The organism is Acidovorax facilis, assembly GCF_050626955.1.
GTDB classification, from domain to species: domain Bacteria; phylum Pseudomonadota; class Gammaproteobacteria; order Burkholderiales; family Burkholderiaceae_C; genus Acidovorax; species Acidovorax facilis.
The window spans coordinates 4,620,806-4,636,220 of the sequence record NZ_CP192460.1 but is presented as its reverse complement, the minus strand read 5'-3'; the positions used below and the strand labels follow the sequence as shown (position 1 = coordinate 4,636,220).

General features: G+C 66.2%; 11 protein-coding genes. 8 read left to right on the top strand and 3 right to left on the bottom strand.

Annotated elements, in window-relative coordinates; all coding sequences use genetic code 11:
• The first annotated feature begins 10 nt into the window (after positions 1–10).
• Genes ACQ4MJ_RS21235 through ACQ4MJ_RS21220 form a run of 4 tightly spaced genes read left to right on the top strand, consistent with a single transcriptional unit; the run spans position 11 to position 4,506 of the window.
• On the top strand, positions 11–2,035 hold the full coding sequence (locus ACQ4MJ_RS21235) for a TonB-dependent receptor plug domain-containing protein (protein ID WP_431151369.1): 2,025 nt from the start codon (positions 11–13) through the stop codon (positions 2,033–2,035).
• Between the two features lie 3 nt (positions 2,036–2,038).
• Entirely contained in the window at positions 2,039–2,584 is a 546-nt protein-coding gene (locus tag ACQ4MJ_RS21230) for a YfiR family protein (protein ID WP_218300712.1), read from the top strand.
• Positions 2,581–3,732, top strand: coding sequence for a diguanylate cyclase domain-containing protein (locus tag ACQ4MJ_RS21225; protein WP_431151370.1), 1,152 nt, complete (start codon positions 2,581–2,583; stop codon positions 3,730–3,732). The genes ACQ4MJ_RS21230 and ACQ4MJ_RS21225 overlap by 4 nt, the downstream gene beginning before the upstream one ends.
• A gap of 3 nt (positions 3,733–3,735) precedes the next feature.
• Positions 3,736–4,506, top strand: a complete 771-nt coding sequence (locus ACQ4MJ_RS21220) for a putative bifunctional diguanylate cyclase/phosphodiesterase (protein WP_431173713.1) — start codon at positions 3,736–3,738, stop codon at positions 4,504–4,506.
• A gap of 19 nt (positions 4,507–4,525) precedes the next feature.
• Here ACQ4MJ_RS21220 and ACQ4MJ_RS21215 read toward each other — a convergent pair whose 3' ends face one another.
• Positions 4,526–4,888, bottom strand: coding sequence for a YciI family protein (locus tag ACQ4MJ_RS21215; RefSeq protein ID WP_055393669.1), 363 nt, complete (start codon positions 4,886–4,888; stop codon positions 4,526–4,528).
• Positions 4,889–5,300: 412 nt separating this feature from the next.
• Here ACQ4MJ_RS21215 and leuA point away from each other — a divergent pair, with 412 nt between their 5' ends.
• The 3 genes from leuA to ACQ4MJ_RS21200 all read left to right on the top strand — a co-directional run bounded on the left by leuA (position 5,301) and on the right by ACQ4MJ_RS21200 (position 8,889).
• Positions 5,301–6,980 carry a 2-isopropylmalate synthase gene (gene leuA / locus ACQ4MJ_RS21210; protein ID WP_121508049.1) on the top strand — a complete coding sequence of 560 codons (1,680 nt, stop codon included), beginning with the start codon at positions 5,301–5,303 and terminating at the stop codon, positions 6,978–6,980.
• A 131-nt stretch (positions 6,981–7,111) separates the two neighbouring features.
• The gene (locus tag ACQ4MJ_RS21205) at positions 7,112–7,621 is read left to right on the top strand and encodes a C40 family peptidase (protein WP_431151371.1); all 510 of its coding nucleotides are present in this window, start codon (positions 7,112–7,114) and stop codon (positions 7,619–7,621) included.
• 167 nt (positions 7,622–7,788) lie between these two features.
• The gene (locus tag ACQ4MJ_RS21200) at positions 7,789–8,889 is read left to right on the top strand and encodes a 3-deoxy-7-phosphoheptulonate synthase (protein ID WP_055393663.1); all 1,101 of its coding nucleotides are present in this window, start codon (positions 7,789–7,791) and stop codon (positions 8,887–8,889) included.
• Positions 8,890–8,918: 29 nt separating this feature from the next.
• Here the strand turns inward: ACQ4MJ_RS21200 and ACQ4MJ_RS21195 are convergent, their stop codons facing one another.
• Positions 8,919–9,377, bottom strand: a complete 459-nt coding sequence (locus ACQ4MJ_RS21195) for a PaaI family thioesterase (RefSeq protein WP_176887660.1) — start codon at positions 9,375–9,377, stop codon at positions 8,919–8,921.
• Entirely contained in the window at positions 9,374–9,817 is a 444-nt protein-coding gene (locus ACQ4MJ_RS21190) for a MerR family DNA-binding transcriptional regulator (RefSeq protein ID WP_121421742.1), read from the bottom strand. The genes ACQ4MJ_RS21195 and ACQ4MJ_RS21190 overlap by 4 nt, the downstream gene beginning before the upstream one ends.
• A gap of 333 nt (positions 9,818–10,150) precedes the next feature.
• On the opposite strand from ACQ4MJ_RS21190, the gene ACQ4MJ_RS21185 reads away from it, so the two are divergent.
• A complete protein-coding gene (locus ACQ4MJ_RS21185) occupies positions 10,151–15,037 on the top strand; it encodes an EAL domain-containing protein (protein WP_431151372.1) in 4,887 nt (1,628 codons plus the stop codon).
• The last annotated feature ends 378 nt before the right edge of the window (positions 15,038–15,415 follow it).

The following is a 15,415-nucleotide window of genomic DNA, read 5'->3' as shown; positions in this document are numbered from 1 at the left end:
TGCACCACCCATGCAAAGAGGATCGGAACCCAATACAACCCAGCGGACACAGCAGCTGGTGCTGGCGCTGCTGTGTGGCTTTGCATCCCACGCTGCCGCGCAGGCGGACATTGCCCAGCTGCCGCTGGAACAGCTCATGCAGATGGAGGTCCGGACGGCCAGCCGGTATGCGCAAACCGCCCTGGAAGCGCCCGCCGTGGTGAGCGTGGTGACCGCAGACGACATCCGGCTTTTTGGCTACCGCACGCTGGCGGAAGTGCTGGGCAGCATGCGCGGGCTGTATGTCTCGTACGACCGCTCTTACCACTACCTTGGCACACGCGGCTTTGCCACACCGGGCGACTACAACACCCGGGTGCTGCTGCTGGTCAACGGCGTGCGCTTTAACGACAACCTCTACGACCAGGCCACCATCGGCACGGATTTCCCGCTCGACCTGGACCTGGTGGACCGCGTGGAGTTCGTTCCCGGGCCGGGCTCTGCGGTGTATGGCGCCAATGCGTTCTTTGGCGTGGTCAACGTCATCACGCGCAACGGCCGCCAGCTGGCCGGGCCGCAGATCAGCGTGGAGGCGGGCAGCCAAGGCAGCGCCAAGGCACGCTTCTCGCTGGGCACGGTGGATGCCCAGGGCAGCGACTGGCTCATCGCGGTGACGCGCTCCAGCAGCCGGGGGGCAGACCAGTACTTTTCGGCGTTCGACGCGCCCGAGACCCACCATGGTGTAGCGCACCGCCTGGATTTCGACCGCAACACGCAGCTGTTTGCCCGCATGCAGCGGGAGGGGCTCACGCTCACCCTGGCCCATGGCGAGCGCACCAAGGGCACGCCCACGGCTTCGTTCTCGCAGGCCTTCAACGACCCACGCTCGCGCTACATCGACACCACCACCCGCCTGGCGGCCGAAACCACGCACCAGATTTCGTCCTCACTGGCGCTCACCGGCCGCGTACACGCCGGGCGCTACCGCTTCGTGGGCGACTATGTGTACGACTACCCACCCCTCACGGTCAACCGCGACGTCGGCACCGGGCAGTGGTGGGGCACCGACTGGCAGTGGGTCAGCACGGCGTTTGCACGCCACAAGCTCGCCTGGGGCATCGACTACCGGCGCGACACCCGCATCCAGCAGCTCAACGTCGATCTGGACCCACCCGCCCAGTACCTGGACACCCGCCGCTCGGGCGATGCGCTGGGCATCTACATGCAGGATGAATTTGCGCTGGCGCCCACACTCACGCTGCACACCGGGCTGCGCTGGGGCAAGCAGTCCGGCAGTGCGGGCAGCTTCCATCCCCGGCTGGGCCTGGTGTATTGGTGGAACCCCTCCACCGCCCTCAAGCTGCTGCACGGCACGGCCTACCGGCCCCCCAATGCCTACGAACGCGACTACCGCGTGGACCTGCCCGGCGGCATCGTCAGCTCGGAGGGGCTTCGGTCGGAAAAGGTGCGCACCACAGAGCTGGCCCTCGAACATGCCCCCACCGGCGCCACCCGCATGCTGCTGACGGCGTTCCGGTCGCAGGTGACCGACCTGATCGCGCTGGGCGATGCGAACGCAGCGGAAAGACTGACCTTCGGCAACACCGGCAGCGTGCGCGTTCACGGGCTGGAAGCCGAGGTGGAACAGCGCTGGCAAGGCGGCTCGCGCCTGCGTGTGGCCTATGGCTGGCAAAAGGCACGCAACACCAGCACCCCCCAGCCGCTGACGAACTCTCCCCGGCACTTGCTCAAGGTCCAGTGGTCGGACACCCTGGCGCTGGGCGCGTGGGGAACGCAAGGCGCTGGCAGGCCGGGCCAATATGCCGTGGAGGCCATCGGCGTGGGCGCGCGCGCAACCCGTTCGGGTGCACGCCTGCCGGGGACCATCGTCACCAACCTCGTCTACACACAACGCTTCGCGGATGTGGACGTGTCGATGGGCGTCTACAACCTGTTCAACCACCGGCATGCAGATCCCGCCTCGTACGAGATCCGCGAAGAATCGATCCGGCAGGATGGACGGACCTACCGGCTCAAGCTCACCTACGCGTTCTGAGCCATGTACAACGCCATCCACCTGGGCAAGATACTGTGGTTCGGCCTGTGTTTGCTGGGCGGGTTGGTCGGCCTGGCGCATGCCACCAACCCCGTGGAAGAACCCGACCTCAAGGCCGCCTATATCTTCAACTTCATCCAGTTCATCGAATGGCCTGACAACGACAGCGCCATGGGCAGCGAACTGACCGTCTGCGTCTCGCCCTTCAGTCCACTCAAGCGCCCCCTGACCGCCCTGGAAGGCAAACAGGCCGCCAAAGGCCGTACCGTGCGGATCAGGCTGCTGGAGATGGCCAGCCTGCGCGACTGCAGGGTGCTCATCCTGCAAAACGCAGACGTGGAGCAGGCATTGCGAGCGCTTCGAACCCTGTCTCAGGGCCATGGCGTGCTGACGGTCTCGGATGAGCTGACCTTCGTCAACCCGGAGATCGTCATCGCTCTCACCCAGCAGGAAGGGCGTATCGTGTTCGGCATCAGCCCCGACGCCGCCGCCAAGGCGGGTCTCACGATCAGCTCCCGACTGCTGCGGCTGGCCAAGGTGTACCGATGAGAACCCAGGCCCCCGAACCCCAGATTGCCATCCCGGCGCCACCGCTGCCGCCCGTGCTGCTGTCGTCCAGGCTGGTGGTAACGGGCATCCTGGCGGCGGGCCTGGCGCTTTTGACGGTGGTGCTGGCACTCACGGGGTTGGACTACTGGAGCACGCGCCAGTCCATGCTGCAGGACAGCCGGGTGGAGGCCGCCATCGTCGCGGACAACATTGCGGCCGCTGTCATGTTCCGAGATGCGCGCACGGCCAACGAGATGCTCGCGGCGCTGAAGTCGTCGCCCATGGTGCTGGGCGCCGGGGTGTACGACGCGCAGGGCCTGCTGCTGGCGCACTACACACGCGGGCCAGGCGACAGCTTCCCCGCCACGCTGGCGGCCGCTGGCATGGGCGGGTTGACCGAGCGTGCGGGGGTGAGCGTGCTGGAGATTGCCCGGCCGGTTGAAACGGCGGGCGTGGCAGAGGGAACCCTGTACTTTCGCAAGTCCATGCGTGCGGTGTACTCGCGCCTGGCCATTCGTTTTGTCAGCGCGTTGCTGATTGCCGGGTGTGTGATGGCCATGGCCGCCGCCATGGTACTGCGCAGCCAGGCGGCCGTGCGCAACGCCGAGAACCGGCTGCACGCGCTCGCCCATACCGATGCCGTCACGGGCACGGGCAACCGGCACGCCTTCAATGAACGCCTGGCCGCAGCGATCGAAGCCGCCCGGGACCAAGGCACCCGCGTGGCCCTGGTGTACATCGATCTCGACAATTTCAAGACGCTCAACGACACCTTCGGGCATGCGGCCGGAGATGGTTTGCTGCGCCAGGTGGCGCGGCGCCTGCAGTCCGTGGTGCGCAGCACCGACGCGATCTCGCGCCTGGGGGGCGACGAGTTCGCCGTGATCCTGCCGCTGGACATGGACGACGCAGCGCTCAACACCTATGGCCAGCGGATTGTCGGCACCTTCCACCATTCGTTCACCGAAGTAGGCCAGCAGATGACCATGACCTGCAGCGCTGGCATCGCCACCTTTCCGGGTGATGCGGCCGACATGGACGGCCTGGTCAGCAATGCCGATACGGCCATGTACCGCGCCAAGGAAATGGGCAAGAACCGCTGTGTACGGTTTGACGCGTCGATGAACCAGGCGGTGGTCCGGCGCTAGGCCATCGAGCATGCACTGCGCGCCGCGCTCCAGCAGGGCGAGGGCCTCGCGCTGCACTACCAGCCGCTTTTTGCCGCCACCGACCGCGCCCTGGTGGGCGCCGAGGCGCTGCTGCGCTGGTCGCATGCGGAGCTGGGCAACGTTTCGCCGCTGGAGGCCGTGATGGTGGCCGAGGACTGCGGCCTCATCGTGCCGCTGGGCTACTGGGTGATGCGCACGGCCTGCCGCGATGCCGCCCGGTGGCAGGCGGGCGGGCCGCTCCGGGTGTCGGTCAACATCTCGGCACGGCAGTTGGGCGACCCGCAGTTTCTGGAGCGCGTGATGGACATCCTGCGCGAAGAGGGCCTGCCCGCCCACCTGCTCGAAATCGAACTCACCGAAACCGTGCTGATGGACAACATGGAGGCCGGTGCGCACACCCTGCACCGCCTGAGCCAGCTGGGCATCCGCCTGGCCATTGACGACTTTGGCACCGGCTACTCCTCCCTGGCCTACCTGCGGCAGTTGCCGATGCGGCGCCTCAAGATCGACCGCAGCTTTGTCAAGGACCTGCCCGGCCAGGAACACAGCCGCACCATCGTCACCGCCATCGTGGCGCTGGCCCACGGTCTGGGGCTGCAGATCACAGCCGAAGGGGTGGAAACGCCCGAGCAGGCCGACTACCTGGTGCGCCAGGGCTGCGATGTGCTGCAGGGCTACCTGTTTGCGCGGCCCATGCCAGTGGGGGAGTTTCAGGCACAGCTGCAGGAAGGCACTGCGCGCCGGGGAGTGTGAAAAGCGTCAGCGCCCCGGATCACAAAGCCCCGTGGTAACACGGCGCCACTTCGCGCACCTCGACAGTGGCCCATTCGGCGGCCGGGCATTCGCGGGCAATGGCCACAGCCTCCTCGCGCGTGGCGCAGTCGAGCAGGTAAAAGCCACCCACCATTTCTTTCGTCTCGGCAAAGGGTCCATCGACCATGCGGGCCTGGCCTTCGCGCACCTGCAGGCGCACGGCCTGCTCGGTGGAGGCCAGCGATTCGGAGGCACGCAGCAGGCCCCGGGCCTGCAGGCCTTCGCCAAAACGCAGCATGCGCGCATAGGCCTCCTGGCCCCCCGCCAGCCCCCGCTCGGCCCGTTGGCCGTGGGGTTCCATGATGAGCAGCATGTAGGCCATGAAAAGATCTCCTGACGAAACAGATGGGGAGGGCACGCAACGAAAGGCGCCATCCTATCAGCAGTATTCACTATTATTTTGATAGCTATCAGCGCTTATCCATCAAGCGCTAGCGGCAATTTTCATCAAAATTATTGCGCACCGCAGCAAGCCTGTGCTATCTTTGCCCCCTATGCAACGCAGCATGCTCCTATCCACCCTATCGCTAGGCCTAGTGCCTGGCCGGGGTCTGCCTGCGTTCGCCACCGTTGCCTGATCCGCTCAGCGCAACACCTGATCTCCCCCTGACCCCGGCCCGCGAACCAGCCTTTGCACATGCAAAGGGCTGCAGGGGATGTCATTCGTTTCTAGATTCGTTTGACCTGTGCACCGTGTCTTTCACACCGCACACACCGTTCGTGGAGCCTTTGTCATGATTTCCAAACCCGCCACCAAGTACCAGCCCATTGCCCCGGTCGCGTTGACCGACCGCCAGTGGCCCACCCGCAGCATCACCCACGCGCCCGTGTGGCTGTCCACCGATTTGCGTGACGGCAACCAGGCCTTGTTCGAGCCCATGAACGGCGAGCGCAAGATGAAGCTCTTTGAAGAGCTGGTGCGCATCGGCTTCAAGGAGATCGAGGTCGGTTTTCCGGCAGCATCGCAGACGGACTTCGACTTTGTGCGCCGCCTCATCGACGAGAACCTCATCCCCGATGACGTGACCATCATGGTCATGACCCAGTCGCGCGAGGACCTCATTGCGCGCACCGTGGAGGCCGTGAAAGGCGCGCCCCGCGCCATCGTGCACCTCTACAACGCCACGGCCCCCGCATGGCGGCGCATCGTGTTCGGCATGAACGTGACGCAGGTGATGCAGCTCATCGCGCACCACGTGGGCTACCTCAAGCAGCTTACCGATGCACAGCCCGAAACGCAGTGGACCTTGCAGTATTCACCCGAAACCTTCAGCGCCACCGAGCTCAGCGTTTCCCTCAAGGCCTGCCAAACCGCGATTGCCGCATGGAACGCGGGCCCCGGCCGTCCCATCATCATCAACCTGCCCACCACGGTGGAGAACGCCACGCCCAACGTGTTCGCCGACCAGATCGAGTGGATGGACCGGCACCTCAGCCCGCGCGAGCACATCACGCTCTCGGTGCACCCGCACAACGACCGGGGCACGGGCGTGGCGGCGGCAGAACTTGCGATGATGGCCGGCGCCGACCGCGTGGAAGGCTGCCTCTTCGGCAACGGCGAGCGCTGCGGCAATGTGGACATCGTGACGCTGGCGCTCAACATGTACACGCAGGGCGTGCACCCGAACCTCGACTTCTCGGACATCACCTCGGTCGCGCGCATTGCCGAGGAATGCACGTCGCTGCCCGTGCACCCGCGCCACCCCTACGCTGGCGACCTGGTGTTCACCGCATTCTCGGGCTCGCACCAGGATGCGATCAAAAAGGGCTTTGCCGCGCAAGACCCGAACGCCTTGTGGGAAGTGCCGTACCTGCCCATCGACCCGGCGGACCTCGGCCGCACCTACGACAGCGTGATCCGCGTAAACAGCCAATCGGGCAAGGGCGGCATTGCTTTCCTGCTCGAACGCGAACACGGCGTGGTGATGCCGCGCCGCATGCAGGTCGAATTCAGCGCGGTAGTGCAACGGCAGACGGACGCGAGCGAGGGTGAAATGAGCGGCGAGGCGCTGTGGGACTTGTTCCAGACCACATACCTGAAAGCGCCTGCGCACGCCGCCATCACCTGCCACAGCCACAAGCTCGATGAAGACGGGCAGGGCATCGAGCTGGACGTGACCATCGACGGCACGCGCCAGCATTTGCGCGGCCAGGGCAACGGGCCGATTGCCGCGACGGTGGATGCGCTGGGCCTGCCGCTGCGCGTGGACCACTATGAAGAGCGCGCCACCGGCACGGGCGCCAACGCCCAGGCGCTGGCGATTGTGGAAGCGGCCATGGACGGCGTGGCGGGCTCCACCTTTGGCGCGGGCGCGAGCCACAACATCGTGACGGCGTCGGTACAGGCCATCGTGAGCGTGGCCAACCGGTTGCTGCTGCGGCGCCAGACGGCCGAAATCACTGCGACGGCATGAGCTCCCAAGTGTTGTAAAAAGATAGCTGCCAACGCTTGATGCACAAGCGCTGGCGGCATTTTTGACCAATATCCCCAAGGCAGGAACGGGGTCAGCGCATGCACCGGGCTCCATCCGTTACCCTTCGGTCCATGCGCGTTTTTCACAGCCTGGCCTTTGCCGCCTGCACAGCCGCCCTGCTGGCCCTGGGCGGCTGTGGCACCTCACGGCCCCCTTCGACGTCTTCTTCTTCTTCGTCCGCCCCGATCCGCACCACGCCGCCCCTGACCGCCGAGCAGGCACACGACATCGCCATCCACGCACTGGGCCTGGTGGGCACGCCGTACCGTTACGGCGGCAACACGCCCGACTCGGGCTTCGACTGCAGCGGGCTGATTGGTTACGTGTACCGCAACCAGGTCGGCACACCGCCGCCGCGCACGGTGGCGCAGCTCAACAACTGGGGATACCGAATCGACGGTGGGGAGTTGCGCGCCGGAGACCTGGTGGTGTTTGGCACCGGCCGCCAGCCCAACCATGCGGGCATCTATGTGGGGGAAGGGCGTTTTGTGCACGCGCCCTCCACGGGCGGAACGGTGCGGCTGGATCACCTGCAGTCGCGCCATTGGTCGCGGCAGAATGCGGCGTTCCGCAGGCCGTAGAGGCTCCCCCTGAGTCGCCTTCGGCGCCTTCCCCCTGAGGGGGACGACGCACTCGCTGCGGGGCGGCCCTTGCTCTGCGTCACTGGCCTGGGCCGCGCCAGTTCCGAGCCGTGTGACCACCTCCTTGACCAGCAGGCAACAGCGGCTCCGCGACAATCGGGGCCACCATGACCCACGCACACCGCTCCGCCAACCCCATTTCCACCCACGACACCACACGCATTGATGACACGCGCATCAAGGCCGTGCGCCCGCTGATTACGCCTGCGTTGCTGCAGGAGTGGCTGCCCGCACCCGATGCGGCGCAGGCGCTGGTCGAATCGAGCCGCGCCGCCATCTCACGCGTCCTGCACGGGCAGGACGACCGGCTCATCGTGGTGGTGGGGCCCTGCTCCATCCACGACCACGACCAGGCCATGGACTACGCGCGCCAGCTCAAGCAACAGGCGGATGCGCTGCAGGCCGATCTGCTCGTCGTCATGCGCGTGTACTTTGAAAAGCCGCGCACCACGGTGGGCTGGAAGGGCTACATCAACGATCCGCACCTGGATGGAAGTTTTGCCATCAACGAAGGGCTGGAGCTGGCGCGCCAGCTGCTGCTCGATGTGCTGGCCACGGGCCTGCCGGTGGGCACCGAATTTCTGGACCTGCTCTCGCCACAGTTCATCAGCGACCTGGTGAGCTGGGGCGCGATAGGCGCGCGCACCACGGAGAGCCAGAGCCACCGCCAGCTGGCCAGTGGCCTGTCGTGCCCCGTGGGTTTCAAGAACGGCACGGATGGCGGCGTGAAGGTGGCCAGCGACGCCATCCAGGCCGCGCAGGCATCGCACGCGTTCATGGGCATGACCAAGATGGGCCAGGCCGCCATTTTTGAGACGCGCGGCAACCAGGACTGCCATGTGATCCTGCGCGGCGGCAAGCAGCCTAACTACAGCGCTGCCGATGTGGATGCTGCCTGCGCCATGCTCAAGGCAGCGGGCCTGCGCGAGCAGGTGATGATCGACGTGAGCCATGCCAACAGCAGCAAGCAGCACCAGCGTCAGATCACGGTGGCGGCAGAAGTGGCCGAGCAGATTGCAGCCGGTGATGCGCGCATCACTGGTCTGATGATCGAAAGCCATCTGAACGAAGGCCGACAGGACATCGTGCCCGGCCAGCCGCTGCAACACGGCGTGTCGGTGACTGACGCCTGCATCAGCCTGGCGCAGACCGTGCCGGTGCTTGAAGGGTTGGCGGCAGCCGTGCGGGCGCGGCGCTCGCGGGCGTAATCCCACCGCAGAACGGGACGGCCCGCCATCTACCGCGCAGCGGCGGGATCGATATTGCGCGCCGTGGCCAGAAGCGTGGCGCACAGGGTTTCCTGGCCGTTCCCGTCCACCGCAAAAACGTCGGACGCGCAGACGGTGAGTAACCGCCCCGCATCCACCACACGCCCGCGCGCACGCAGGCAAACGCCCCGGGCAGGCGCCACGAGTTTCACGGTCGCATCCACCGTGGCATTGGTCCACCCCGGCGGCAACACGCTGCCTGCTGCCGCCACCGCCGCAAAGTCGGCCACGGCAAACACAGCCGTGGCCTGCAACTGGCCGGGGCGAAAACTGAAGGCCTCACTCACCGGAATCTCCATCTCAACCCGGCCCGGTTCGGCGTGGACGAAGCGCAGCCCGAGCGTGCGGGCCATGGGCATGGCCAGCACAAAGGCCTGCAATGCGGCGATGGAGGCCGTGGGCAAAGGGGATGGCGAAGACAAAGTCATGGCGTTTTCCTGGAGGTTGGGGTTTGGGAGGGGGACTTGGTGGATGTGCTGGGCCGCACGCGCGGCCAGGCGCGGGGTGTCTCTCGCTTGCGTGTCTGTTGCGCCTGCAGCCACGCCTGGTGGTCGAGCACCACCTGCTTTTGGGCCTGCAACTGGCCGATCTGCTGCTCCAGCATGGCCACGCGTTCCTGCAGGGCCAGCACCATGTCGTCGATGCCCAGCGTGCCGGCACGGTAGTCGTCAAGCCGCCGGGCAATCTGCGGCAGCGCAAAGCCCAGCTGGCGAGACATGGCGATGAACACCACCTCGCGCTTGATGCTGGCGGGATAGTCCCGGTATCCGTTGGCCCGGCGGTGCGGGCGAATCAGCCCCAGCCGTTCATAGTGGCGCAGGGCGTGGACGGACACAGAGGCCTGGCGGGCAAGTTCGGAGATCTGCATGGCACACAGGCTAGCAAGCCTGATGCTGCGCGAAGGTTGCCTTGGCGACTGTTTCCGCGCTGCCCGTGGTCGCTGGGCCGGTTTCCCCTTTGGGGCAAACCCGCATGCTGCGGTGCGTCAACATGGGTCTGTGCGGTGTAGCATTGCTGCTTTATTACAAGTTGTGGCCCCGGCGTTTGCGACTTCCTGCAGCGGCTGGGCCGTCCGGCATGTGCCGCCTTACCGCTCCACTTCCTTGTTGACGCAACTCCGGCCCTCCTACAACCCTCCCCAGGCAGCAAGGCGCCTGGAGGTCGGATGCGTGCCCCTGGGCCTGGCCCCAGCGTAACCACCATGCCGCCTGCGCACGCACCCCAAGAGGCCGCGCGGCTCCACGCACTGCAGTCCTACGCCATCCTGGATACCCCCCCGGAAGACGCGTTTGACCAGTTGGCCACACTGGCCGCGCGCGTCTGCGGCTGCCCCATGGCCGTGGTCAACTTTGTAGACAGCGAGCGCCAGTGGTTCAAGGCAGCTGTGGGTGTGCCTTTCGCGCAGACCGACCGTGCCATTGCCTTTTGCGTCCATGCGCTGGATGGCAACCGCGATGCCGTGGTGGTGCCGGACGCCCGCCAGCACCCCGCATTTGCGGGCAATCCGCTGGTGGTGGGCGAACCCCGTGTTCGTTTTTACGCCTGCGTGCCCCTTGTTACGCCGGAGGGCTTTGCACTGGGAACGCTGGCGGTGCTGGACACCGTGCCCCGCACGCTGGGGGACGAGCAGCTCGACGGTCTGAAGATCCTGGCAGGCCAGGCCATGGTGCAGCTGGAGCTGCGCCGCCAGAAGCGCCTGCTGGCCCAGCTGGTCCAAGAGCGCGACCAGATGCACGCGGAGATGCTGGCCCAGAGCGATGCGCTGCGTGTGGCAGGACAGATTGCGCGCATCGGGGGATGGACGGTAGAGCTCCCCAGCCTCCAACTGACCTGGTCACAGGAGATCGCTGCCGCCTACGGGCTCACCCACCGCGTAGGCAGCCTGGCCCAGGTGCTGCAGCTGTACACCCCGCCCTACCGGGTGCACCTGCAAAAGGCCTTTGATGAATGCATGCACCATGGCACCCCCTTCGACGTCGAGGCTGAGGTGGCCATGCCTGGTGGCGGGCGATTCTGGGTGCGCACAGCAGGACAGGCGGCGCGTGATGCCCATGGCCAGATCATCCGCATCCAGGGCGCCTTCCAGGACATCTCGGTCCAGCACCAGGCCCGGCAGGCACGCCGCGAAAGCGAAGAACGCTTTCACCTGGTCTCGCGTGCCACGGCCGATGCTGTGTGGGACTGGAACCTGCACACGGATGCCATGTGGTGGAACGAGGGCATGCAGAACCTGTTCGGCGTGCCGCTGGACGAGCTGCCCCCCGACAGCACCTCCTGGACCCTGCGGCTGCACCCCGACGACAGCCAGGAAATCCTCCACAGCATCCATGCAGCCATTGATGGCACCGACAACCACTGGTCGGCCGAGTACCGCTTTCTTCGGAAGGACGGCACGTATGCCTGGGTGCTGGACCGGGGCTTCCTGATCCGCGACTCCGCCGGCAAGGCCGTGCGCATGGTGGGCGGCATGACCGACATCAGCGTACAGAAGCTGACCGAGCTCGACGCGCAGCGTGATGCGCAGAACCATGCCGAGCTGCTGCATGTGCAGCAGCGCATCTCGTCGCTGGACATGCCCCTGCCCGACGTGCTGCAACTGGTGGCCGACACGGTGCTGCGCCAGACGCTGGCCCGGGGCGCGCTGGTGGAGCTGTTGCAGGGCCACCAGCTGGTGGCGCAGGCCTCGGCAGGCGACCATGTGCGGCCCGTGGGGCACCTGCTGGCCGTGGACCAGAGCCTGCTCTGGCCCGCACTGCGCGAAGGGCGCACCGTGGTGTGCAACGACACCGAGGCCGAGGGCTGGGACATGGCTTCGCTGCCCCATCGCCATGGCGTGCGCTCCGTGATGGCGGTGCCGCTGCGCACGGCGCAGGGGGTGGTGGGCTCGCTCAAGGTGACGTCTGACAAGCCCAACGCGTTCTCGCGGCGCGACGTGGCGCACCTGGAGATCCTTACCGAATCCCTGGGGGCCATGGTGCAGCTGCGGCATGTGGCCGGGCAGCTCCGAGCGTCGGAGCAGCAGTACCGCATGCTGTTCAACGAGCATCCCCATCCCATGTGGGTGTACGACAAGGAAACGCTGCGCCTGCAGGCTGTGAACCAGTCGATGGAAACCCACTACGGCTACACCGAGGCCGAGCTGCTGGCCATGGACATGACCGAACTGTGGCCCGCCGAGCGGCACGCAACCATCCGGGAGGCCCTGCATGCGATTGCGATCGACCAGCGCAACAAGCCAGTGATCAGCCGCCACGTCAAGAAGGACGGCAGCTTCATGGATGTGGAGATCACGGCTGGCAGCATCAGCTTCAATGGCCGCCCGGCACGCCAGGTGCTGGCCACCGACGTGACCGAACGCCTGCGCACCGAGCGCGAACTGGCCCGCATGGGACGTGCGCAGCGCCTTCTGAGCGCCTGCAACGAAACCCTGGTGCGCGCCACCTCCGAAACCGCGCTGCTGCAGGCCATCTGCCAGATTGCCGTGGACATTGGCGGTTACCGCATGGGCTGGGTGGGGTTTGCGCTGGACGACGAACGCAAGTCCATCCAGCCTGTAGCCCACGCGGGCTACAACCAGAACTACCTCGAAAACCTGCAGCTTTCCTGGTCGGCCGATGACCCCTACGGCCGGGGGCCGGCGGGCATGGCCGTGCGTTCGGGCAAGCCCGTGATCGTGCAGGACATCCGCACCGAAGGCGACTTTGCCGACTGGACCGAGCGCATGCTGGACCACGGCTTCCACGGTGTGATCTGCCTGCCTTTGCAGGACCGTGATCGCAATCGCGACCGTACCTTTGGCCTGCTGTACCTCTACGCGCCGGACATTCTGCAGATCAGCCCTGAAGAGGCCGCCCTGCTGCAGGAACTTTCCAACGACCTGGCCTTTGGCATCACCAGCCTGCGCGCGCACAAGGCGCAGCAGCGGCTGCAGGCCTCGGTGCTCAAGGTGGCGGCGGCCGTGTCGGCCAGCACGGGCACCGAGTTTTTTGTGCAGCTGGTGCGCAACATGGCCGATGCCCTGGGGGCCCAGGGCGGCTGCGTGGTGCGGTTGCTGCCCCATGCGCAAGGGCAACCACCCCGGGTGGTCACGCTGGCGGCGGTGCTGGACGGCCAGATGCTGCCCAATGACGAATACAGCCTGGAGGGCACGCCCAGCCTCATGCTGCTGACGCAGCGCGAGTACGTGGTGACCGACAAGGTGCAGCAGCGCTACCCGGATGCGCCCGTGCTCCGTTACGTGGGCGCTCAGGCCTACGCAGGACAACAGCTGTGCAATGCCGACGGCGAGGTGGTGGGCATTGTGTTCGTGCTGTTCCGCCAGGCCATTGCAGAGACGGATTTCATCGCCTCCACGCTGCAGATCTTTGCCGCGCGCGCTTCGTCCGAGATCGACCGACAACTGGCCGACGCCCGCATCCGCCACCAGGCCTCGCTGCTGGACAAGGCGCAGGACGCCATCCTGGTGCGCGACCTGGAACACCGCATCATCTTCTGGAACAAAAGCGCCGAGCGCCTGTACGGCTGGTCGCAGCTGCAGGCGCTGGGCCAGTCCATCGAGACCCTGCTTTACGACGACCCCGCCCACTTTCGCCATGCCACCCAGTCGGTGCTGGAGCAAGGCGAATGGACTGGCGAGATCGTGCAGCGCCACCGCGATGGCAGCACCATCGAGGTCGAGGGCCGCTGGACCCTGGTGCGCGGTGATGACGGCCAGCCGCAATCCATCCTCGCCATCAACACCGACATCCGGCAACGCAAGGCCAGCGAGCGCGAAATCCAGCGTCTGGCGTTCTACGACGCGCTCACCGGCCTGCCCAACCGCATGCTGCTCATGGACCGCATGGCCCATGCGCTGGCCAATGCCCAGCGGCGCCAGCAGGGCGGGGCGCTGCTGTTCATCGACCTCGACAACTTCAAGACCCTGAACGACACCCTGGGCCATGACCAAGGTGACCTGCTGCTGCAGCAGGTGGCGCAGCGCCTGAACACCTGCGTGCGCAGCGTGGACACGGTGGCCCGGCTGGGCGGCGACGAGTTTGTGGTGATGCTGGAAGAGCTGAGCCCCAAATCCCACGAACTGGCCCTGCACGCGCGGGGGGTGGGCGAGAAGATCCTGGCCATGCTGGCCGTGCCCTATGCGCTGGCAGGCTACCAATACCGCAGCACACCGAGCATCGGCATCGCGCCCTTCACCGGCGAGTTGACCAGCGTGGGCGAGCTGCTCAAGCAGGCCGACCTGGCCATGTACCAGGCCAAGACGGCAGGGCGCAACACCCTGCGCTTTTTCGACCCCGACATGCAGGCCGTGGTGACGGCCCGCGCCGGGCTGGAAACCGACCTGCGTGCCGCACTGGCGCAGGAGGAATTTTTGCTGCACTTCCAGCCGCAGATGCACCAGTCGGGCCGCTGTGTGGGCGTAGAGGCCCTGGTGCGCTGGGCCCACCCGCAGCGCGGCATGGTGCCCCCTGCCGTATTCATACCGCTGGCCGAGGAAACCGGGCTCATCCTGCCACTGGGCCGCTGGGTGCTGCACACGGCGTGCAAGCTCCTGGCCACCTGGCAGGCCGACCCGCAGCTGGCCCACCTGACCATGGCGGTGAACGTGAGTTCGCGCCAGTTCCGCCACGCCAGTTTTGTGGACGACGTCGCCCGGGTGCTGGCCATCACCGGGGCACCGGCCCACCTGCTCAAGCTGGAGCTGACAGAAAGCCTGCTGGTGGAAGACATGGAGACCACCATCGCCACCATGGCCGCGCTGCGTTCGCACGGCGTGGGCTTCTCGCTGGACGACTTCGGCACCGGGTACTCGTCGCTGAGCTACTTGAAGCGCATGCCGCTCGATCAGCTCAAGATCGACCAGAGCTTTGTGCGCGACCTGCTGACCGACCCCAACGACGCCGCCATTGTGGACACCATCATTGGCCTGTCGCGCAGCCTGGGCCTGGAAGTCATCGCCGAAGGCGTGGAAACCCCCGAGCAACGCGAGCTGCTGGCCCGCGCGGGCTGCCAGCTCTACCAGGGCTACCTCTTCAGCCGCCCCCTGTCTGCGGACCTCCTGGGGGCCTTCCTGCGCCCTGCGGCTGCGTAGACGGCCTGCACGGCCCCGCGTTTTCCCCGATCGCCTTGCCGCAACCGGCCCCGTGCACGGTGGTCGGCTGCGCTTTTCTCCCTGGGATTGTGTCCCGTGCGCCCCCAAAAATCGCCCCGTCCAGATGACCACCCCTGCCCTCGGGTGTGCCCCAAGTTGTCCCTCTGTCTTCTTCTTATGTTGTCTATAAATACATAGTCGTAGTAGTAGAAGGCGGCACGGAATGTGGACAACCGTATTTTTCCCAACGGCAGCGCGCACTTGCAGGTGCGCCAACCCTGTGCACCGATCCCTCTTGCCGTTGTCACGGGAACGGGGACAAAACACAGCGGCTGTCTTTTTCTGTGGATAACCACGTGGTTGTGCCAGAACTATCCC